Source organism: Nocardia sp. NBC_01388 (assembly GCF_045040085.1).
Lineage (GTDB): Bacteria > Actinomycetota > Actinomycetes > Mycobacteriales > Mycobacteriaceae > Nocardia.
Map to the genome: position 1 here is coordinate 7909011 of NZ_CP109553.1, position 20447 is coordinate 7929457.

Here is a 20447-nt window from a genome sequence, read left to right on the forward strand (position 1 = left end):
CGGCGAACGGTCAGTTCTGGGGTGGCGTGGCGGGGTGCAGGAGGTGGACGACTTCGTCGTCGGTGAGCTGGTGGAAGTCGCGGTAGACGGCGCCGACTCCGCCCAGGGAGCGGGGGACGAGGGGGCAGACGACTTCGTCGGCGAGGGCCCGAATACGGTGCAGCGCTTCGGCGGAGGAGACGGGCACCGCGACCACCACGCGGCGTGGCTCGTGCATGCGGGCGACTTCGCAGGCGACGGCGACGGTCGCGCCGGTGGCCATGCCGTCATCGGCGATCACCACGGTGCGGTCCTTCAGCGGAATGGGGGCTTCGGCGCGCAGCACCTGGCGGCGCCGCTCGAGTTCGACCCGCTCCAGGTCTTCGATATCGGCGAACTGCTCCGGTGTGACACCGGTGTGCTGCACCACGTCGACATTGAGCACCCGCACCCCGTCCTCCCCGATGGCCCCCATGGCCAGCTCCGGCTGCCACGGCACCCCGAGCTTGCGCACCAGCAGCACATCGAGATCCCCGCCGATCACCTCCCGAATCGCCACCGCCACCGGCACCCCGCCCCGAGGCAGTCCCAGCACCAGCGGATCCGCCCCGCGCAGGTACCCGAGCACCTCACCCAGCGCCCGGCCTGCAGCCCCCCGATCGGGATAGATCATTGCTGCCCAGTCTAGTTCGCACCCCGGCACTGCCTCACCGAACAGGACAAATGCCACCTCAATGGTGGGTGGCGCTGGTTCGTGACCCGTGATCGTGAGCCGGGCAAGGCCGCGTCAGCCGAGAGTGGCGCTGGTTCGTGACCCGTGATCGTGAGCCGGGCAGGGCCGCGTCAGCCGAGGGTGGCGCTGGTTCGTGACCTGTGATCGTGAGCCGGGCAAGGCCCGCCGAAGGCTGGCACAGATCCGCGTGTCGCGAGCGTGAACCGGGCGATCCCGGTCATCAGGAATTGGTGGCGGCATTGTGCGAGCCGTCGCCGCCATCAGTCCTGGTCGATGGGTGGGCTATTCGCTGATGGTGTACCGGCGGAGCGAGAGGCTCGGGTTGGTGGTGCGGACTTCGTGGAGGTGCTCGAGGTCGATGCGGGCGGTGGCTATGCCGGGCTGGTCGCCGAGTTCGCCGAGGATGGCGCCGGTGGGGGCGATGACCATGGAGGCGCCGGACCCGCGGGGTGCGGCCTGGTCGGCGGCGGCGACGTAGATGGTGTTCTCGATGGCCCGGGCCCGCAGCAGGGTGGTCCACTGATCGACCTTGCCGGGGCCCGGAATCCATTGCGCGGGCAGCAGCAGGACGTGCGCTCCGGCAGCCGCGATGCGCCGAATGCCTTCGGGGAAGCGCAGGTCGAAGCAGGTCTGCATACCGAAGACCACCCCGTTGACCGTGAAGGCCGGGGATTGGTCGAGCGGTCCGGACAGCACCACATCGGATTCGCGGGAGGCGAAGGCGTCGTAGAGATGAACTTTGCGATAGACCGCCGCGAATTCGGCATCCGGGGACGCCGCGACGAGGGTGTTGTAGACGCGGTCGGCGGGCCGGTCGCCGCCGGGCGTTTCGATCACACCGGCCACCAGGTGCACCCCGAATTCGGCTGCGATTCCGCGCAATCCGTTCACGAACGGCCCGGTGAGGGGTTCGGCGGCGGGAATGGCGCGTTCGTCCAGGTGCAGCACCGAGAACATGGCGTACTCGGGGGCGATCACCACCTGTGCCCCGAGCGCCGCCGCGGCCCGTACCTCTTCGCGCAGTGTCGTGAGATTGGCCACGGTGTCGGTGCCGGGCGAGAACTGCACGACGGCGATGTCGACGACCCCGCCGTCCGCCACGCCGACGGCGAGTTCCGGCTCGGCGGCAGGTTCGTGAACGGTGATCGTCGTTGCCCCCGAACTGCCTGGTTCTGTCGTTGCGGCCGTGCCGGTTACGTAATTGCGGACCGGGACGGGTTCGGCCTGGCCGAGCCCGGATGCCGGAAGAACGGGGGTCGCGGCGAGCGCCGAGGGCGGGTTGTCCGGTTGCACGAGTTCCAGCCTATTCACCCGATGGTCGGACCGACCAGGGCAAGGCAGTAAACTCCTGGTCAATGAGTACCTCACCGGCCGACAGCGTTCCCACTGACGACGAGAGGGACGCGAACGGCCCGTCCTTCGCTGATCTCGGTATCGATGACCGCGTATTGCGGGCCATCGCCGATGTCGGCTACGAATCGCCGTCGCCTATTCAGGCTGCGACGATTCCGCCGCTGCTGGCCGGCAAGGACGTGGTGGGTCTCGCGCAGACCGGCACCGGTAAGACCGCAGCCTTCGCCATCCCGATCCTGATGGGTCTGAACATGGCCGGCAAGGCGCCCAAGGCGCTGGTGCTGGCGCCGACGCGCGAACTGGCCATACAGGTCGCGGAGGCCTTCGGCCGGTACGCCACCCATATTCCGGGTCTGAACGTACTGCCCATCTACGGCGGCCAGAACTATGCCGTGCAGCTGTCCGGACTGCGCCGTGGCGCGCATGTCGTGGTCGGCACGCCGGGCCGCGTCATCGACCACCTGGAGCGCGGCACCCTCGATCTGACGGAGTTGCAGTACCTGGTCCTCGACGAGGCCGATGAGATGCTGAAGATGGGCTTCCAGGAGGACGTGGAGCGCATCCTGCGCGACACGCCCGACACGAAGCAGGTCGCGCTGTTCTCGGCGACCATGCCGCCGGTGATCCGCAAGATCTCCAAGCAGTACCTGCACGATCCGGTCGAGATCACGGTCAAGACCAAGACCTCGACCAGCCCCACCATCAGTCAGCGGTATGTCTCGGTGTCGTACCAGCGCAAGCTGGACGCGCTGACCCGCATCCTCGAGGTCGAGGCCTTCGAGGCCATCATCATCTTCGTGCGCACCAAGCAGGCCACCGAGGAGCTCGCCGAAAAGCTGCGTGCCCGTGGGTATTCCGCCGCCGCCATCAATGGCGATATCGCGCAGACCCAGCGTGAGCGCACCATCGGCCAGCTCAAGAACGGCCAGATCGACATCCTGGTCGCCACCGATGTCGCCGCGCGCGGCCTGGACGTGGACCGCATTTCGCATGTCGTCAACTACGACATTCCGCACGACACCGAGTCGTATGTGCACCGCATCGGCCGCACCGGCCGCGCGGGCCGCTCCGGTGAGGCGCTGCTGTTCGTCGCCCCGCGCGAGCGGCGTTTACTGGACGCGATCGAGCGTGCCACCCGCCAGCCGATCACCGAGATGCAGCTGCCGAGTGTGGACGACGTGAACGCGCAGCGTGTCACGAAGTTCGGTGACACCATCACCGAGAATCTCGCCTCGTCGAACCTGCCGCTGTTCCGCAAGCTGATCGAGGATTACGAGCGCGAGCACAATATCCCGCTGGTGGATATCGCGGCCGCGCTGGCGATCGGCTCGTACGACGGCAACAACTTCTTCATGGAGCCCGATCCGGAGCCGGCCCCGCGCCGCGAGCGGGCCGAGCGTGGTGAGCGTTCGTTCAACGATCGCGAGCCGCGTGAGCGCCGTCCCCGTGAGGGCGGGCCCAGCCTGCACCGCAATACCGGCGCGGAGCTGGTCACCTATCGCATCGAGGTCGGTAAGCGCCACAAGGTGGCTCCCGGCGCGATCGTGGGTGCCATTGCCAATGAGGGCGGCCTGCGCCGCAGCGACTTCGGTCATATCAGCATTCGCCCCGACCACAGCCTGGTCGAGCTGCCTGCCGATCTCTCGCAGGAGACCCTGAATGCCTTGAGCCGCACGAGAATCAGCGGTCAGCTCATTCAGCTCCAGCTGGATTCGGGTGCGCCCGGGCCGCGTGCCATGAGCCGCGCCCCGCGCCGCCCGGTGGACCGTGAGTTCAAGCGCCCGGACGCCACCCGCCGCAAGCCCCGCTCGTAATCGCCGCGCGCCCTGCCGTTTCCGCCGCACCTGCGCACCGGCGCGGGTGAGTGGATCAGGGCGTGAACGTGTTCCGGCCGCGCTCGGCGCGTGATCCGGGCTGAACACTCGCGCCCAGGCTTCCGAGCCTGGGCGCGAGTCTGCTTTTCAGGTCAGTTGGTATCGCTGCTGGATCCGACCACGGCCGGGGAATTGGGTTGGGTGGCCGGGGGATTCGGCTGTGTGGCCGGAACATCGGCGGGGACGTCGGGCATATTCGGCTGGGCGGCCGGAGCGCTCGGCGCGGTGGTCGCGGGCTGGCCGGTCCCCGGCTGGGGAGCCGCCGCACCGGGTTGCGGCGCTACCGCATTCGGCTGCGTGGTCGGCACGCTCGCCGCCGGCGGATCCTTGGGCAGGTCGGCGACGGTGAACAGGCCCACGGTGGGCAGTACCACGCAGCGCGAGCCGGGGTAGTCGACGCTGCCCCACAGCGAGGCGATGACGGTGCCCGGTCCGGAGTCGATGGTCTTGGACAGCGCCGGCAGGTTGTAATCGGTCTGATCGTCGAGCGCGTTGATGCCGCTGCGGCCATTGGCCACATTCAGCCAGGCAACACTCAGCCCGGAGGCCAGCGGCATGCCGACGGTGCCGGGGGTGGCCTGGAAGCGCAGTGTCCCGGGCGGGCCGGCGATGCCGCGGTCGGGACCGGACTCACCGGATTCGGCCGAGGCGACCGTCATGGTGAACGGCATATTGAAACCGCAGCCGAGGGTGGGCGCCTGATAGCCGAAGGGCGCGAAGGCGATATTGGCCAGCTTGGCGGCGGAGATCAGCTCAGCGGCCTTGGCGGTGGTGTTCACCGCGGCCAGGGCGTCTTGATCCGGCCCGGCCGCATCCGTGAGATGCGCGATCGCGGTATCGATCGGGGATGCGGCGGGCTCCGCGCCGGCCGCGCCGGTCGCGCCGAGAACCGCCGTGGCGGCGATGGCCGCGGCCGATGCGGCCCGCCGGGAAAGGGTCCTGCCGTTCACTCGTGCTGCTCCTGCGAACTCTCTCGGATACCGGAATCGATGTCCGGCTGTTGCTTTCGCCGTGAAATGCGGCACGAGCACGCCGGATCTTCTCGGCAACGTACCAGCTCTCGCTGTGAGCCGTCGGGCGAGGCGGCGCGTCACTGTGATCCAGCCGACAGGTCTCGTATTACCGGGGGGTAGGTTTGGAGTCGATAAGACAGCGACGCTGGGAGATGCGATGAAACTTGCCCTGTCACCTGACGAGGTGAAATTCCGGGACGAACTGCGCGAGTTCTACCGGACCGAGATCCCGGCGGAGATCCGCGACCGCGTGAAGTACGGCCGCGAACTCTCCCGCGAGGACATCGTCACCACGCACCAGATCCTCAACGCGCACGGCTACGCCACGCCCAAGTGGCCCGCCCAGTGGGGTGGCCGTGACTGGACACCCATGCAGCTGCACATCTGGGAAGACGAGATGCAGCTGGCGTCCGTCGTGGAGCCGCTCACCTTCAATGCCCAGATGATCGGCCCCGTGATCGCGCAGTTCGGCTCCGAGGAGCTCAAGGCGCGCTTCCTGCCGCCGACCGCGAATCTCGACATCTGGTGGTGCCAGGGCTTTTCCGAGCCGGACGCGGGCTCGGACCTGGCCTCGCTGCGTACCACCGCGGTCCGCGACGGCGACTCCTACATCGTCAACGGCCAGAAGATCTGGACCACGCTGGCGCAGTACGCCGACTGGATCTTCTGCCTGGTGCGCACCGATCCGACCGTCAAGAAGCAGGCCGGCATCTCGATGCTGCTCTTCGATGTGAAGTCGCCCGGTGTGACCGTGCGCCCGATCAAGCTCATCGACGGGCATCACGAGGTCAACGAGGTCTTCTTCGAGAACGTCCGGGTGCCCGCCGATCAGCTGGTCGGCGAGGAGAACATGGGCTGGACCTACGCCAAGTTCCTGCTCGGCAACGAGCGCACCGGTATCACCGGTGTCGGTCGCACCAAGGTCAAGCTCGGTGTGGCGAAAGAGTATGCGGCGCAGACCAGGTCGGGCGCGGGCACGCTGCTGGAGGATCCGGTGTTCGCGGCGCGCATCGCGGAGCTGGAGAACGAGCTGCTGGCACTGGAGCTCACCCTCGCGCGGGTGGTGTCGCAGCCGAACGACGGTAAGCCGAATCCGGCCTCCTCGGTGCTGAAGCTGAAGGGTTCGGAGCTGCAGCAGGCGGCCACCGAACTGCTGCTGGACGTCGCGGGTCCGGACGCCCTGCCGGTGCAGGCCGAGGACATCGCCTCGCCGGATTGGGCGCAGCGCAGTGGCCCCGCCTATCTGAATTACCGCAAGACCACCATTTACGGAGGCTCGAGCGAGGTGCAGCGCACCATCATCGCCTCCACCATCCTCGGATTGTGAGCTGCCGCCATGGATTTCGAACTCACCGATGAACAGGTCATGCTGCGGGACACGGTCCGCGATCTGCTCGGCCGTGCCTACGACCCGGAGACCCGGCTGAAGGTCACCGATACCGAACTCGGCTGGAATCGCGATGTCTGGAATCAGCTCGCCGAACTCGGCGTGCTGGGACTGGCCTTCAGTGAGGAGGACGGCGGCGTCGGCGCCGGGCCCGTGGAGGTCATGGTCGTACTGGAGGAGGTCGGCCGCCGCCTGGCGCCCGAACCGATTCTGGATGCCGTACTGGTGCCGGGCGGGCTGCTCGTGGCCGCCGGCACCGCCGCGCAGAAGCAGCGGGTGCTGCCCGAACTGGTGGCCGGTACCAGGCTGCTGGCCTTCGCGAACGAGGAGCCCGGAACCCGCTGGCCCGCAGCGGAACTCGCCACCACGGCGGTTCCGCAGGGTGGCGGTTACGCGCTGACCGGCGTGAAGAATCCGGTCCCGCACGGTGATTGCGCCGACGAGTTCGTGGTCAGCGCGCAGCTGCCCGGTGGCGGGCTCGGGCTCTTCTTGGTCGCGGCCGATGCGGAAGGTGTGGTGCGCAAGCCGTTCCGCACCTTCGACGGACGCCGCGGCGCGCAGGTCGAATTGACCTCCGCCGCTGCGGAACTGCTCGGCGAGAATGCCGACGCCGCGGCCGCCGTTGCCGTGGTGACCGCGCAGGCGCAGGCCGCGCTCTGTGCCGAATCGCTCGGCGCGATGGAGGAGGCGCTGCGCCTCACCACCGAATATCTGAAGACCCGCAAGCAGTTCGGCGTCACGCTGTCGAAGTTCCAGACCCTCAGCCAGCGTGCGGCGAATATGTATGTCTCCCTGGAACTGGCGCGCAGTATGAGCCTGTACGCCAGTGCCGCGCTGGTGGACGATGTCACCGATCCGGTGGTCGCCGCCCGCGCCCGGCTGCAGGTCGGCCGGTCGGCCCGCCATATCGGCCAGGAGGCGATCCAGATGCACGGCGGTATCGGTATCACCACCGAGTACCCGGTGAGCCACTACGTGGCCCGCCTCACCGCCATCGCCCGCACCCTGGGCGGCGATCTGGAACACCTGCGCGTGCTCACCGCCCGCGTAGCCGACTACACCCTTGTCGAGTTCTGAGCCGTACCAACAAGTTTCGCGCCCCGCCCCAGCTCTGGGATGGGGCGCGAGCTATTTCCGGAGCGTATGTGTGAGGCGCTCCCGTCATCCCGGCATGTTTTTGGCCGGGATCCACACCGGAAGCGTGCCAACAGGTCTGGTGAATCCCGGCCAAAAGCGCGCCGGGATGACGGGGTGACCGCGCCGGGGTGAGGGGGTGACCGCGCCGGGGTGAGGGGGTGACCGCGCCGGGGTGAGGGGGTGACCGCGCCGGGGTGAGGGGGTGACCGCGCCGGGGTGAGGGGGTGACTGATTCCGCTACTGGCCGCCGGAGGCCTGATCGTCGGGGCGGTCGGTGGTGGGCACGGCCGCGATGGCGGGTTCGGTGGTGCCCCGCGTGGATTCCGTTGTGGGAGCGGCGGGTTCGGTGGTGGTCGTGGTCCGGCGCGTGGTGGTGGTCGTGGACCGGGTGGTCGTGGTGCGGGAGGTGCTGGGGGCCGACGGGTCGGCGCCCGGGTCGTCCGGGTCGGTGGTCACGGACGGCGGGGCGGAGTGCCGGGGGGACTGCTCGGTGGCCACTCGCCAGGTGGGGGAGGGCGGGATGATCACCACGGGAGTGGTGGTGCCGGATCGCGAAGTCTCCGGTGCGGCTTGCAGATCCGCGTTCAACGCGGGGGGCGCGACGTACACGTCCTGGTTGCCCAGGCCGCACGCGCCGATCAGTACCAGGCCGAGCGACACCGCACCGACGGCGGCTGCGGCACCGGCCACGGGGGCGGGTATCCGCCGCCGCGGAGTGTCGCCGCGCTTGTCCGCGCCGGCGTTGCTGCCGTCCATTAAGGGCACTCCTGTTTCGTCTCGAGTGGGCTCACCCTAACGGAGGAGGGGGCGCGGGGCCAGGCGGGCGGCCGGTTGGATCTGGAGCGGCACAGCGGATTCCGCAAGGCACAATTACATCTCAAACAGCAGTAATTCAGATATCGAATCAGTAAAGTGCGCGTGTTGCGCGCACGTGTCGCGTGGACATTTTGTTGCCGAGCCGTAATGTGTGTCCAAAGTTACACGTGAGACGCCCGAAATTTGCCGAGAGACGCGCTGTTGTTCGCCGAACTCGGTGGGCGTCATCGAGGAGTGGATGATGGGTGCATTCTCGACATCCCCACTGCGCGCCGTCGCGCAGTCCGGGGAGCCGGCGACGCAGTCGCTGCGGTCGTCGGCAATTCTGGCCCGCACTGCCGCCTGGTTGATCTTCCTGGGCGGAGTCACCGGTGCCGTACTCGGGATCGCTGGTCTACGTGTCGAAATCGCGGTCGCCGGTTTGATTCTCGCCTGCACGGCGGGCCTGATTCTGCTCAAGCTGCGTGCGGACGGTATGTCCCACGACAATCGCTGAGCCTCAGGGCCTCCTGCGAATAACCCATTCGAAAGCGACTGCTTCGGAGCGGCTGCCCTCGACTGTGCGCGACCGATTCGGTTCCCCGAGTTCGGCCAGCAGGCGTTCGGAAATCGGCACCAATGTGGCCAGTGCATCCGGTGTGAACCATTCCGGGCGAGTGGCGAACAGCAGATCCTCACTGGAGGTATTTCCGGACGCGCCGGGGGCGAACGGACAACCGCCCAATCCGCCGAGCGATCCGTCGACCACATTCGCACCGGCGGTCAGCGCGGCCAGCGAATTCGCCACGCCCATGCCCCAGGTGTCGTGACCGTGGAAGACGATCCGGTGCTCCGCCGTGCCCCAGCGACCTTCGGCCACAACGGCTGTCACCAGCGCTGATACCTGACCCGGATGCGCCTGGCCGAGGGTGTCGGCCAGCACTATATCGGCGGCGCCCTCGGTGCGCGGATCGCGGGCGATGGCCAGTACCCGCTGCGGATCGATCGGCCCCTCGAACGGGCAGGTGAAAGTTGTTGCCAGGCAGAGCTGAATGCGCCCGCCCACCGCCTGCGCGAAACCGATGGCGGCGGGCATGGCGGTCAGGCTGTCCTCGGTGGTGCGGCCGATATTGGCCTTGTTGTGCGCATCCGATACCGAGAAGCAGTACTGGAAATTCCGCACGCCCGCCGCCGCGGCCTTCTCCACATGACGCGGGGTGGCCACCCACACCCAGCAGCGCCGCAGCTCCTCGGGAGTCAGCGCGGCCACCAGTTCGAGCGTATTGGCCATGGGCGGCACCAGATCCGGCCGCGCCATGGAGCCGATCTCCAGCTCCGGCACCCCCAGCGCCAGCAGTTCGCGCACGATCTCGACCTTGCGCTCGGTCGGCAGCATCTTCCCGGTGAGCTGCAAGCCGTCGCGCAGGGTCACGTCCCGCAGCATCGCAGTCATCACAGCCCCTTCCGATCTGTCAGAGTGCGGCCGGCTCCGAGGCCGCACCCGGAGTGAGCTTCGGTGTGGCCTGGGGAGCGAGCTCCGGCGGTGGTCCAGTCATGGGCTCGGGCGTCGGTGCGAGAGCGAGCTCGGGTAGTGGTCCGGGATTGAGCTTCCGGCGTGATCACATTGCTCATCGGCCTTCCAGTGCGTCGATGTCGATGCCGGACATGCCGAGCAGGCCGGACAGCACCTCGTGGGTGTGCTCGCCCAGATCGGGGCCGACATTGCGGATGGGCAGCGACCGGCCGCCGATCACCGGGACGATGCCGGTGAAGCCGACCTGTTTGGGCTCGGGCTCGCCCACATCGACCGGGAAGTGCTGAATCATATTGCGCGCCAGGTACTGCTCGTCGGCGACGATATCGGCGGCGGTGTAGATGGGCCCGCACGGGATGGCGGCGGCCTCCAGCAATTGCAGCGCCTCGTCCCGGGTGCGCAGCCGCGTCCAGTCGGCGATATCGGCATCCAGCCGATCGCGATTGCGCCAGCGGCCCGCATTGTCTTGCAGCTCGGGGTCGGCCGCCAGATCGGGCCGTTCGATCACCCGCATATAGCGCTGGAAGATGGCATCACCATTGCCGCCGATAATAATGCTGTTGCCGTCACGGCACGGGTACGCGTTGCTGGGGGCGATGCCCTCCATGCGCCCGCCGACCCGCTCGCGATTGATGCCGTAGGCGAGATAGTCCGGAACCAGCGATTCCATGACGGACAGGATCGACTCGTTCAGCGCCACATCGATAATGCGCTGGTCCAAGGGAACTCGATCGGTGGCGCGCTCGCGCTGGAACAGCGCCATGACGGTTCCGAAGGCCGCGTAGATACCCGCGATGGAATCCCCGATGGAGACGCCCACCCGCACCGGCGGCCGATCCGGATCCCCCACGAGTTCACGCAGCCCGCCGACCGCCTCGGCCACCGCCGCGAATCCGGGACGCTGCGACAGCGGGCCGGTCTGCCCGTACGCGGAGATGCGGGTGATCACCAGATCCGGATTCGCCGCGTTCAGCGCCTCCGGCCCGAGCCCCCACTTCTCCAGCATTCCCGGCCGGAAGTTCTCCAGCAGCACATCGCACTGCTTGACCAGATCCAGCACGATCGCGCGCCCCGCCTCGGTCCGCAGATCCAGCACGATCGACTTCTTGTTCCGATTCACCGTCCGGTACAGCATGGATGTATCCCCGCCGTACAGCCGCCAATTCCGCAGCTCATCCCCAGTTTTCGGCCGCTCGACCTTGATGACCTCCGCCCCGAAGTCCCCGAGAATCCGCCCAGCCGTAGGCGCGGCGACATAATTCCCCAACTCCAGAACCCGCACCCCATCGAGCGGCCGAATCTCCATACCCGCAATTCTGCCCCACCCCAACCCCTGCTCCCCGGCCGCGCACCCCGCCTGCACCTGCACACGGGCACGCCGCGTACGAGAGAGCGCGAAAAGGCCGGTGCGACAGTCGAGATGTTGAGGGTGTCTGTCGCACCGGCCGGAAGCGGGTTTTGTCAGGCGGCGCGGGGGGCGACCTTTTCGACGATGGAATAGTGCTCGGCATTGCCGGTGATGATGGTGCTGGGGTTGCCGTGGATGTCGACGGGGATGTCGCCGGCCAGGGTGATGCGGGTCAGGCGGCGGGGCCGGCTGTCGTAGTCGTCGATGGCGTAGTGCTGGGTGGCGCGGTTGTCCCAGATGGCTACGTCGCCGAGCTGCCAGTTCCAGCGGGTGGTGTTCTCCAGCTTGGTGACTCGGGCCTGCAGGAGCTGGAAGAGGGCCTGGGATTCGGCGGTGGTGAGGCCGGCGAAGTTCTTGACGAAGTGGCCGAGCAGCAGGGCGCGCTCACCGGTGACCGGATGCACGCGCACCACCGGGTGCTCGGTCTCGTAGTAGGTGGACTCGAATTCGGCGCGGTAGGCCTTGCCCTGATCATTGGGGGCGTGCGAATCGCTGCGGTCGGCGGCGTAGTCGTAGGCATTGGTGTGCCGGGCGCGCAGGTTCTCGACCAGCGCCTTGAGCGGCGCGGGCAGCGATTCGTAGGCGGCGACGGTGGAGGCCCAGGTGGTGGAGCCGCCGTAGCCGGGCAGGTGTACCGCGCGCAGGATGGACGCCTTCGGAATGCGGTCCACGAAGGTGACATCGGTGTGCCAGCTATTGGCGCGGCCGTACTCCGAATCGATGGGCAGCGATTTGACGCCCTTCGAGGTGACGGTCGGGTGCGGGGTGGTGGGCGCGCCCAGTAGCTGTGCGAACTCGTGCTGGCCGTCCTCGGTCAGATGCTCCTGGCCGCGGAAGAAGATGACCTTGTGCTCGTGCAGTGCGTTCTGAATGACCTGCACGGTCTCGGAATCCAGCTCGCCTCCGAGACGGACGCCGTCGATGCGCGCACCGATCTTGCTGCCGAGCTTCACCACGGTGGCGGTGGTGGCGTAATCGACGGACATACTGGGCCTTTCGCTCGAACGATTGCTTCGTTCGAGCACACCACCGGCCCCGTCGCCGAAACAGGTTTACGCGCAGCCGGATCGAAAGCCGTTACCCCGCCTAACCGCAGCGGTATGCCGGATCCGGCCGCCGCGCTCGGCCTAACCCACCTGCTCGCGCAGGTACGCCAGGTCCTCGGCCACCCCGTCGGCGGGAGTCTCCAGAATGATCGGCGCGTCCACCGCCTTGCACACCTCGACCAGCAATTGCGGATCGATGGTGCCGTCGGCCAGATTCGCATGCCGGTCCGCGCCCGAATCGAAGGTGTCGCGGGAGGAGTTCAGATGCACCAGATCGATGCGCCCGGTAATGGCCTTGATCCGATCCACAATGCCGAGCAGTTCCTCACCGCCCGCCCAGGCGTGGCAGGTGTCCAGGCAGAAACCGGCCCCGAAGTCGCCGACGGCGTCCCACAGCCGCCCGATATCGTCGAAATGCCGTGCCATGGCGTGATTTCCGCCCGCGGTGTTCTCGATCAGAATCGGCACCGCGAAGCCGCCCTTGTCCTGCTGGCGCTCGAAGAGTTTGCGCCAGTTGAGGATTCCGTCGATGGTCTCCGCATCGGAGCGGACATGCCCACCGTGCACCACCAGCCCGAACGCGCCCAGCTCGGCCGCGGCCTTCGCCTGCTGTGCCACCGCATTGCGTGAGGGCATGCGCAGCCGGTTGTTCAGGCTGGCCACATTGATCTGGTACGAGGAGTGCACCACCAGATCGATGGGGCTGGCCTTGATCTCCTCGGCCCGGGGGTGCGGCTGGGGTTTGTCCCAACTCTGCGGATCGACCACGAACATCTGGATGACGTCGGCGCCCAGCTTCTCCCCGAAACCGATGGGATCGCTGTCGAGCCGGACGTGTGCTCCTATGCGCATGGCAGCCAGCGTATCGCCGCCCCCCGACAAGAGATTGTGCTCACCACTGTTGCACTACCGCGCGCCGCGGAGATAGTTCAGTAGAACTCGATTGCGCTATGGTTTCGGTGATTTCGGATCGGCCCGAGCACGATCACGCCGATCTATTGCGGTACGTCACGCGCTGGTGGGTCCCGGCGCGCGAGGTAGGAAGTGGGAGCGGATCATGCTGTCCAACGGGGATGTCTTCGCGGGCTACATTATCGAGCGGCAGCTGGGGCGCGGGGGAATGGGCTCGGTATATCTGGCCAAGCATCCCCGTCTGCCCCGGCTCACGGCACTCAAGCTGCTGAACCGGGAGATGGTGTTCGACAAGGAGGTTCGCGCGCGTTTCGAGCGCGAGGCCGATCTGGTCGCCCAGCTCGATCACCACAATATCGTCACCGTCTACGACCGCGGGCTCGAAGACGGTCAGCTGTGGATCTCCATGCAGTACGTCGACGGCGTCGACGCCTCCGGGGTGACTCCGCAGACGCTGCCGCCCGAGCGGGCCGTGCAGATCGTCGCCGAGACCGGGGACGCGCTGGACTACGCGCACCGCAACGAGGTGCTGCACCGCGATGTGAAGCCGGCGAATATTCTGCTGGCGCGATCCACCGGCGGTAAGGGCGAGCGGGTCTACCTCACCGACTTCGGCATCGCGCGCCTGCGTGATGATCACGGCCAGAACCTCACCCAGACCGGCACCTTCACCGCGACCCTGGCCTACGCCTCGCCGGAACAGCTCACCGGTTCGCCGCTGGACGGCAGCTCCGACCAGTATTCGCTGGCCTGCACGCTGTTCTGGCTGCTGACCGGGTCCGGTCCGTTCTCGGCGACCAATCCGGCCGCCGTCATCCAGGGGCATCTGCAGCAACCGCCGCCGCCGCTGAGCGGGCTGCGGCCCGGTCTGCCGCATGCGCTGGATCTGGTGATGGCCAAGGCCATGGCCAAGCGGCCGGAGGACCGCTTCCCCAGCTGTGCCGATTTCGCCGCCGCCGCCCGGCGCGCACTGACCGCGCCCAGCGCTCCGGCCGTGCCGCTGGTGAATCCGCGCACCGCGCCGCCGCAGCTGATCATGGGCGCGAGCCCGACGATCGCGCAGCCGACCGGCGGGTTCCTGAACGGGGCGCCGGCGCAGACCTCCGGCGGGCATATGCAGCCCGCCGGCGGGCCGATGCAGACGGGCGGCCCGCGGCCGAACATCTCGGGTTCGGCGCCGACGGTGACGCCGAATCAGTATTCGGCACAGGTGAATACGGCTACACCGCCGCCGCAGCAGCTGTACAACTCCGGTGCGCGGCCGACGAATCAGTACACCGGCCCGCCGACGTACAACTACACGAATCAGTCGGGCAACTACGCCAATCAGTCGGGTAATTACGCGAATCAGTCCGGGAACCATGCCAATCCGGCCGGGCCGCCCCCGAATATGCGCCCTCCGATGGGCCCGCCCCAGTCGCAGCCGCCGAAGAAGTCCAATACCGGACTGATCATCGGCGCGATCATCGGTGTCGTGGTGCTCGCCATCGCGGCCGTCGTGGTGCTGGTCGCGCTCAGCGGCGGCAGCAACAAGGCCGGCGGTACGACGACCACCGCCGCGAAGGCCCCGACCACCTCGACCTACGCTTCCACCTCCGCCCACCCTTCCACGTCCGCCGCCTCCTCCGGTACTTCGGCCGATGTGGCCGGCATCAGCGCCCAGTTCTCACGTCTGGTCCCGGCCACCGCCGCCGGTGACACCGGCTACAACGGTGCGAGCTGCTGGGTGGCCGATCCGAAGAGCCCGCCGGACAAGTCCGACGGCGAACCCGATTTCGGTGATTGGGCGGCGCAGTGGCGCTGCTTCGGCGGCGGGAACAATGACGATCCGTTCTACCGGATCTACGCCTACTCGTCGGCGGACAAGGTGAAATCGGTGGTCAGCGGCCTGAAGCCGGATAAGACCTCCTCCGATGCCAGCGGCGGCAAGACCTACACCAACTACCAGTTCACCGGTTCCCGCCCCCGCATGGTCACCATCTTCACCGGTGACAACAACCGCACCCAGTACCTCATGTACACCGACGGTGTCGCGGGCGCCATGGACGCCCTACTGACCTGGTGGCGCTCCGCACCTTTGAACTAGGGTCGAGTTCGCAACCTTCGGTTCCAATGGCGAGTTTCGCGGCTCGCCCTGTAACGGGCCGGTTCGTGGCCCGTCTCGTTCTGGACTGAGTGGAGCGTGGGAGCGAAGCGGAGGAGCGGAGGGAGGGAAGAACGAGACCAAGGGGGCCGCGAACCCGCCGTAGCGAAGCGAAGGCAAAATAACACGGTGCTGCGCAGCGGAGAGACGTTCGCGGGTTACCTGATCGAACGGGAGCTCGGTCGCGGCGGGATGGGGTCGGTGTACCTCGCGCAGCATCCGCGGTTGCCGCGGCGGACCGCGCTCAAGCTGCTCAATCGGGAGTTGTTCGGCGACAACGAGGTTCGCGCGCGCTTCGAGCGCGAGGCCGATCTGATCACGCGGCTCGAGCATCCGCACATCGTCCCGATCTACGACCGCGGCGTCGAGGGCGACCGGCTGTGGATCTCCATGCGCTATATCGACGGTGTGGACGCCTCGACCCTGAATTCCGCGGAATTGCCGCCGCAGCAGGCGATCCGGATCATCGCCGATACCGCCAAGGCGCTGGATTTCGCGCACCGCAAGGGTGTGCTGCACCGGGATGTGAAGCCCGCCAATATCCTGCTCGAACGCGATGAGGGCGAGGAGCGGGTCTTCCTGGCGGACTTCGGCATTGCCCGCCTGCGCGAGGATTCCACCAGGCTCACCCAGACCGGTTCCTTCACGGCCACGCTCGCCTATGCGGCCCCGGAACAGCTGATCGGCAAACCGCTCGATCACCGGTGTGACCAGTACTCCCTGGCCTGCACGCTGTTTCGCCTGCTCACGGGCGATATTCCGTTCGCCGCCGAACATCCGGTCGCGATCATGCAGGGTCATCTCAACCAGCCGCCGCCCCTGGTCAGCCGGCTGCGCCCGGGGCTACCCCAGGCCTTGGACGCGGTCATGGCCCGCGCCATGGCCAAGGAACCTTCGGATCGCTTCGCTTCCTGCACCGCCTTCGCAGTCGCGGCGCAGCAGGCGCTGACCACTCCGGCCGGTTACGCGCCCGCCCGTCAACTCCCGCCGAATGCGGCTCCCGCCGGAAACGGATCGGGCCGCGGCCAATTCGCGGCCCAATCACCGGCTGGTCAGGGCTGGTCGGGAGCGCCCCAGGCCCGGGAGGTACCCGGCTCGCCGGCAAGGCAATTCGCGCCTCGGCCCGGATCGGGTGCGCCTGTCTCCGGTCAGCCGGTGGCTGGGTCGGGCTCACACACGGCGAACCCCGCGCTCCAATACGGTCAGGCGGTGGGCGGGCAGACCCCGTACGCCGGAGGGGTGACGCCGCCTCGGACGGCGGCCATGTCCGCGCCGTTCACGGGTCAGCCTGCGGCCAGGCAGTTTCCGAGCGGTGCGTCGGTGACGCCCACCCGGGGGCTGACCGCGCCGGGTGGGCCGGTGCGCGGCGGGAAGCCGCCGGGAGCGCGCACGGTGTTCAGCGGTAAGCCGCCGGCCAAACCGCGTAAGCGCAGGTCGAAGCTTCGCGGCTGCTTGCTGGGTCTGGTCTTGCTCGTGGTGGTCCCGGTGGTCGCGGTCGCCGGCTGCATCGCCTACGCCAATCGGCAGATGCCCTCGGCGCCGCCCGCGGTGATCACCACCCACCTGCCCGCGCCCGGTGTGACCGATGAGCAGACCTATGACCCGACGGAAGATCCGACCACTTCCGCACCGGTGCCCACCGGTGAGGTCGCACCTATGCGGTGATCATCAGCCCTCGGGATGATCTAAGGAATCCATGAGGGTGCGGCTCTCCGGGCGATCCCGGATGGCGTCCGGCGCGGAACCTCGACACACTGGACGTCATGACTTCGAATGTCTCCGATACCGTCGGCCTCGACGCGGGCGCTGACACGGTCGCCGCCCGCGCGACCGATCTGGTGAAGATCTACGGCTCGGGCGACACCCAGGTTCGAGCTCTAGACGGGGTGACGGCCGAGTTCAAGAGGGGCGAGTTCACCGCCATCATGGGGCCGTCGGGTTCCGGCAAGTCCACCCTCATGCACTGCCTCGCCGGTCTGGACGAGGCCACCGCGGGCGCGGTGCACATCGGCGATACCAATCTCACCGAGCTGTCCGACAAGGGCATGACGCAGTTGCGCCGCGACCGAATCGGATTCGTCTTCCAAGCCTTCAATCTCGTGCCGACCCTCACGGCGCTGGAGAACATCACGCTGCCGCTCGATATCGCGGGCCGCAAGGCCGATGAGGAATGGCTCTCGACCGTGCTCAAGCGGCTCGGCCTCAATGATCGCCTCACCCACCGGCCCAGCGAACTCTCCGGCGGCCAGCAGCAGCGCGTCGCATGCGCGCGGGCGCTGGCGGGCAAGCCGGACATCATCTTCGGTGACGAGCCGACCGGCAACCTGGACTCCAGATCTTCCGGTGAGGTGCTGTCGATTCTGCGCGCGGCCGTCGACGAATTCGGGCAGACCGTGGTGATCGTGACGCACGATCCGCGCGCCGCGTCCTATGCCGATCGCGTGGTCTTCCTGGCCGACGGTCGCCTGGTCGACGAATTGCGTTCGCCCACTGCCGATTCCGTGCTCGACAAGATGAAGTCGCTGGAGACCGTCTGATGTCCGGAAGTCCCATGCGCAAGGTTGCCTTGCGCAACCTCGCCGCGCACAAGGTGCGGCTGGTGCTCACCCTGCTGTCGGTGGTGCTCGGAACCGCCTTCATCGCAGGGTCTTTCGTCTTCACCGACAGCCTGCAGCACACCTTCGACGATATCTTCGCCAATCAGGCCAAGGGCGTCGATGTCCGGGTGAGCCCGAAAGAGCGGCAGTCCCTGGGCATTCCGAACGAGACGGTCGACAAGATCGCGGGCATGAACGATGTGCGCGCGGTCGCGCCCGGCGTGAACGGGCCGGTGGTGCTGCTCGAGGACGGTAAGGCCGTACAGACCGGCGGCGCACCGACTTCCGGCACCTCGTACCTGCCGCCGGGCAAATCCGTCGCCGCGCCCGACAAGTACAGTGCCGGCGGACCGCCCACCAAGGACGGGGAGATCTCCATCAACCGGGGCGGCGCCGATCTCGCGGGGCTGCACGTCGGTGATCAGACCAAGGTGCTGGTCCCGTCCAAGGGCAATATCGACGTCACGGTGTCGGGCATCTACGATCTGCCGGGCAATACCGGCGGATTCATCAATCTGTACTTCGACGATGCGCAGGCCAAGCAATTGTTCACCGACGGTGAGCATGTCGCGTTCGTCGATATCGCCGCCAAACCCGGTGTGCAGCCGGATGCGCTGCGCGATCAGATCGCCAAGGTCTTCCCCGATTACAAGGTGCAGGACGGCGATCAGGTCCGCGCCGATATGAAGAAGCAGATCGGCGACGCGCTCAAGTTCATCAATTACTTCCTGCTCGCCTTCGGCGCCATCGCGCTGATCGTCGGCACCTTCATCATCTACAACACCTTCTCCATGCTGGTCGCGCAGCGCCTGCGGGAGCTGGCGCTGCTGCGGGCGATCGGCGCGAGCCGCCAGCAGGTGGGCCGCTCCGTGGTCGGTGAGGCGCTGATCATCGGATTGCTCGGCAGCGCACTGGGTCTCGCGGCCGGAGTGGGGCTCGCCCTCGGGCTCTCGGCGCTGCTCAATGCCTTCAACCTGGGCCTGCCGACCGGAACGATGTCGCTGCAGCCGCGCACCGTTCTGGTGGCGCTCGGCGTCGGCACGCTGGTGACCGTGTTCAGTGCCTACGCACCCGCGCGCCGCGCGGCGACCATTCCGCCGGTCGAGGCCATGCGCGCCGAACTCGGTTCGGGAACCGAGTCCAGCCGGGTGCGCGCCATCAGCGGTGCGGTGCTGGGCGTCGCCGGTGCGATCCTGGTCTATCTCGGTTCGCGCAATGCCGGCGGCAATGCCGCCCTCACCGTCGGAATCGGCGCGCTGGCACTGATTTTCGCGGTGCTGCTGGCCTCCCCGGCGCTGTCGCAGCCGGTGGTGCGGGTGCTCGCGGTGCTGGTGCGGCCCTTCGGTCCGGTCGGCGTGATGGCGCGCAACAATGCGCTGCGCAATCCGCGCCGCACCGCGGCCACCGCCTTCGCGCTCACCCTGGGGCTCATGCTGGTGACCGCCATCGGCATGCTCGGCTCCTCGTCCAAGGCCAGCATCAGTGATCTGGTGGACAAGGGCGTCAAGGCCGACTTCATTCTGCAGGGACCGGCCAACAGTCTGGTCGGTGTTCCACTGGCGGCCGGGCCTGCGGTGCAAGCCATTCCGGGTGTGCAGGATGTGGTGCAGTTCCACGGTGTGGCGCTCAAGGTCGGCAGTGATCAGCTGCTCGGCACCGTGCCCGAGGGGCCGCTGAACAAGGTGCTCGGCTACGACCTGAAGCAGGGCACCGACCAGCTCGGCGACAACGGCATCATGGTGTCGGAAACCGAAGCGGGCGACCATAATTGGCATGCCGGCCAGACCGTCGATGTGACCAGTCTGGACAATAAGAAGTACCAGGTTGTCGTCGAAGGCATCTACAAGGACACCCAGCTGCTCGGCACGATGGTCGCGCCGATGGCGCTGTACGACCAGGTCATGCCGGTCAGCTTCCGCACCAACTTCATTGTGCTGATCACCGCGCAGCCGGGAGCGGACCTGTCGGTCATGCGCTCCAACCTGGAGAAGGCCGTCGATCAGTGGGCCGTGGTTCAGGTGCAGGACCGCAATGATTTCAAGGGTGCGCAGGGCAAGCAGATCAACACCATGCTGGCAATCCTGTACGGGCTGCTGGCGCTGGCGGTGGTGATCGCGATTCTCGGCATCGTCAATACGCTGGCGCTGTCGGTGGTGGAACGCCGCCGGGAGATCGGCATGCTGCGTGCCGTCGGTATGCAGCGACCGCAGGTGCGGCGCACCATCTATCTGGAATCCATGCTGATAGCGATCTTCGGTGCGGTGATCGGCGTGGTGCTCGGGCTCGGGCTCGGCGCCGGATTCCTGCGCACGCTGAGGGATCTCGGCCTGCAGCAGATCGCGGTGCCGTGGGGGCAGATCGTGATCATGATGGTGAGCTCCGCCGTGGTCGGCGTGCTCGCGGCGCTGTGGCCCGCCATCCGCGCCGCGCGGACGCCACCGCTGGCGGCCATCGCCGATATGTAGGCGTGGCGGAAGCCACTGGGTAGCAAAGAATTCGGCCGGTCACCTCGGGGTGACCGGCCGAATCCTATTGT

The 20447-nt window shown here is 67.5% G+C and carries 16 protein-coding genes; 8 read left to right on the forward strand and 8 right to left on the reverse strand.

Going from position 1 to position 20447, the window contains the following annotated elements:
• Nucleotides 1-10: 10 nt before the first annotated feature.
• Together OG716_RS37400 and OG716_RS37405 are read right to left on the reverse strand one after the other, a co-directional pair.
• Nucleotides 11-652 carry a phosphoribosyltransferase gene (locus tag OG716_RS37400; RefSeq protein ID WP_405134966.1) on the reverse strand — a complete coding sequence of 214 codons (642 nt, stop codon included), beginning with the start codon at nucleotides 650-652 and terminating at the stop codon, nucleotides 11-13.
• 342 nt (nucleotides 653-994) lie between these two features.
• Nucleotides 995-1813 (reverse strand): carbon-nitrogen hydrolase family protein, encoded by an 819-nt coding sequence (locus tag OG716_RS37405; protein WP_405140190.1) that lies wholly within the window; start codon nucleotides 1811-1813, stop codon nucleotides 995-997.
• Between the two features lie 254 nt (nucleotides 1814-2067).
• Here OG716_RS37405 and OG716_RS37410 point away from each other — a divergent pair, with 254 nt between their 5' ends.
• Nucleotides 2068-3879, forward strand: a complete 1812-nt coding sequence (locus OG716_RS37410) for a DEAD/DEAH box helicase (RefSeq protein ID WP_355119040.1) — start codon at nucleotides 2068-2070, stop codon at nucleotides 3877-3879.
• Nucleotides 3880-4031: 152 nt separating this feature from the next.
• On the opposite strand, the gene OG716_RS37415 is transcribed toward OG716_RS37410, so the two are convergent.
• Nucleotides 4032-4889 (reverse strand): hypothetical protein, encoded by an 858-nt coding sequence (locus OG716_RS37415; protein ID WP_405134967.1) that lies wholly within the window; start codon nucleotides 4887-4889, stop codon nucleotides 4032-4034.
• 220 nt (nucleotides 4890-5109) lie between these two features.
• On the opposite strand from OG716_RS37415, the gene OG716_RS37420 reads away from it, so the two are divergent.
• A complete protein-coding gene (locus OG716_RS37420) occupies nucleotides 5110-6279 on the forward strand; it encodes an acyl-CoA dehydrogenase family protein (RefSeq protein WP_355119036.1) in 1170 nt (389 codons plus the stop codon).
• Between the two features lie 9 nt (nucleotides 6280-6288).
• A complete protein-coding gene (locus tag OG716_RS37425) occupies nucleotides 6289-7416 on the forward strand; it encodes an acyl-CoA dehydrogenase family protein (RefSeq protein ID WP_405134968.1) in 1128 nt (375 codons plus the stop codon).
• Nucleotides 7417-7713: 297 nt separating this feature from the next.
• On the opposite strand, the gene OG716_RS37430 is transcribed toward OG716_RS37425, so the two are convergent.
• On the reverse strand, nucleotides 7714-8232 hold the full coding sequence (locus tag OG716_RS37430) for a hypothetical protein (RefSeq protein ID WP_405134969.1): 519 nt from the start codon (nucleotides 8230-8232) through the stop codon (nucleotides 7714-7716).
• Nucleotides 8233-8533: 301 nt separating this feature from the next.
• On the opposite strand from OG716_RS37430, the gene OG716_RS37435 reads away from it, so the two are divergent.
• Entirely contained in the window at nucleotides 8534-8788 is a 255-nt protein-coding gene (locus tag OG716_RS37435; protein ID WP_405134970.1) for a hypothetical protein, read from the forward strand.
• 3 nt (nucleotides 8789-8791) lie between these two features.
• Here OG716_RS37435 and OG716_RS37440 read toward each other — a convergent pair whose 3' ends face one another.
• From OG716_RS37440 to OG716_RS37455, 4 genes are all read right to left on the reverse strand, one after another.
• Nucleotides 8792-9724, reverse strand: a complete 933-nt coding sequence (locus OG716_RS37440; RefSeq protein WP_405134971.1) for a hydroxymethylglutaryl-CoA lyase — start codon at nucleotides 9722-9724, stop codon at nucleotides 8792-8794.
• A gap of 175 nt (nucleotides 9725-9899) precedes the next feature.
• Complete coding sequence (locus OG716_RS37445) at nucleotides 9900-11111, reverse strand: CaiB/BaiF CoA transferase family protein (protein WP_405134972.1); 1212 nt, start codon at nucleotides 11109-11111, stop codon at nucleotides 9900-9902.
• Nucleotides 11112-11266: 155 nt separating this feature from the next.
• Nucleotides 11267-12199: a TauD/TfdA dioxygenase family protein gene (locus OG716_RS37450; protein ID WP_405134973.1), complete on the reverse strand. Its 933-nt coding sequence runs from the start codon at nucleotides 12197-12199 to the stop codon at nucleotides 11267-11269.
• 141 nt (nucleotides 12200-12340) lie between these two features.
• Nucleotides 12341-13111: a deoxyribonuclease IV gene (locus tag OG716_RS37455; protein ID WP_405134974.1), complete on the reverse strand. Its 771-nt coding sequence runs from the start codon at nucleotides 13109-13111 to the stop codon at nucleotides 12341-12343.
• 205 nt (nucleotides 13112-13316) lie between these two features.
• Here OG716_RS37455 and OG716_RS37460 point away from each other — a divergent pair, with 205 nt between their 5' ends.
• From OG716_RS37460 to OG716_RS37475, 4 genes are all read left to right on the forward strand, one after another.
• Nucleotides 13317-15257: a protein kinase domain-containing protein gene (locus tag OG716_RS37460; RefSeq protein WP_405134975.1), complete on the forward strand. Its 1941-nt coding sequence runs from the start codon at nucleotides 13317-13319 to the stop codon at nucleotides 15255-15257.
• A gap of 186 nt (nucleotides 15258-15443) precedes the next feature.
• A complete protein-coding gene (locus OG716_RS37465; protein ID WP_405134976.1) occupies nucleotides 15444-16979 on the forward strand; it encodes a protein kinase domain-containing protein in 1536 nt (511 codons plus the stop codon).
• A gap of 98 nt (nucleotides 16980-17077) precedes the next feature.
• Nucleotides 17078-17851, forward strand: a complete 774-nt coding sequence (locus tag OG716_RS37470; protein WP_355119017.1) for an ABC transporter ATP-binding protein — start codon at nucleotides 17078-17080, stop codon at nucleotides 17849-17851.
• Nucleotides 17851-20376 (forward strand): ABC transporter permease, encoded by a 2526-nt coding sequence (locus OG716_RS37475; protein ID WP_405134977.1) that lies wholly within the window; start codon nucleotides 17851-17853, stop codon nucleotides 20374-20376. Before OG716_RS37470 ends, OG716_RS37475 begins: the two co-directional genes overlap by 1 nt.
• Nucleotides 20377-20447: the final 71 nt, after the last annotated feature.

Excerpts from the sequence above, each read along its gene's own strand:
- OG716_RS37400 (WP_405134966.1), bottom strand. The coding sequence starts at position 652 with ATGATCTATCCCGATCGGGGGGCTGCAGGCCGGGCGCTGGGTGAGGTG.
- OG716_RS37410 (WP_355119040.1), top strand. The coding sequence starts at position 2,068 with ATGAGTACCTCACCGGCCGACAGCGTTCCCACTGACGACGAGAGGGAC.
- OG716_RS37420 (WP_355119036.1), top strand. The coding sequence starts at position 5,110 with ATGAAACTTGCCCTGTCACCTGACGAGGTGAAATTCCGGGACGAACTG.
- OG716_RS37425 (WP_405134968.1), top strand. The coding sequence starts at position 6,289 with ATGGATTTCGAACTCACCGATGAACAGGTCATGCTGCGGGACACGGTC.
- OG716_RS37430 (WP_405134969.1), bottom strand. The coding sequence starts at position 8,232 with ATGGACGGCAGCAACGCCGGCGCGGACAAGCGCGGCGACACTCCGCGG.
- OG716_RS37435 (WP_405134970.1), top strand. The coding sequence starts at position 8,534 with ATGGGTGCATTCTCGACATCCCCACTGCGCGCCGTCGCGCAGTCCGGG.
- OG716_RS37440 (WP_405134971.1), bottom strand. The coding sequence starts at position 9,724 with ATGACTGCGATGCTGCGGGACGTGACCCTGCGCGACGGCTTGCAGCTC.
- OG716_RS37445 (WP_405134972.1), bottom strand. The coding sequence starts at position 11,111 with ATGGAGATTCGGCCGCTCGATGGGGTGCGGGTTCTGGAGTTGGGGAAT.
- OG716_RS37450 (WP_405134973.1), bottom strand. The coding sequence starts at position 12,199 with ATGTCCGTCGATTACGCCACCACCGCCACCGTGGTGAAGCTCGGCAGC.
- OG716_RS37455 (WP_405134974.1), bottom strand. The coding sequence starts at position 13,111 with ATGCGCATAGGAGCACACGTCCGGCTCGACAGCGATCCCATCGGTTTC.
- OG716_RS37460 (WP_405134975.1), top strand. The coding sequence starts at position 13,317 with ATGCTGTCCAACGGGGATGTCTTCGCGGGCTACATTATCGAGCGGCAG.
- OG716_RS37470 (WP_355119017.1), top strand. The coding sequence starts at position 17,078 with ATGACTTCGAATGTCTCCGATACCGTCGGCCTCGACGCGGGCGCTGAC.
- OG716_RS37475 (WP_405134977.1), top strand. The coding sequence starts at position 17,851 with ATGTCCGGAAGTCCCATGCGCAAGGTTGCCTTGCGCAACCTCGCCGCG.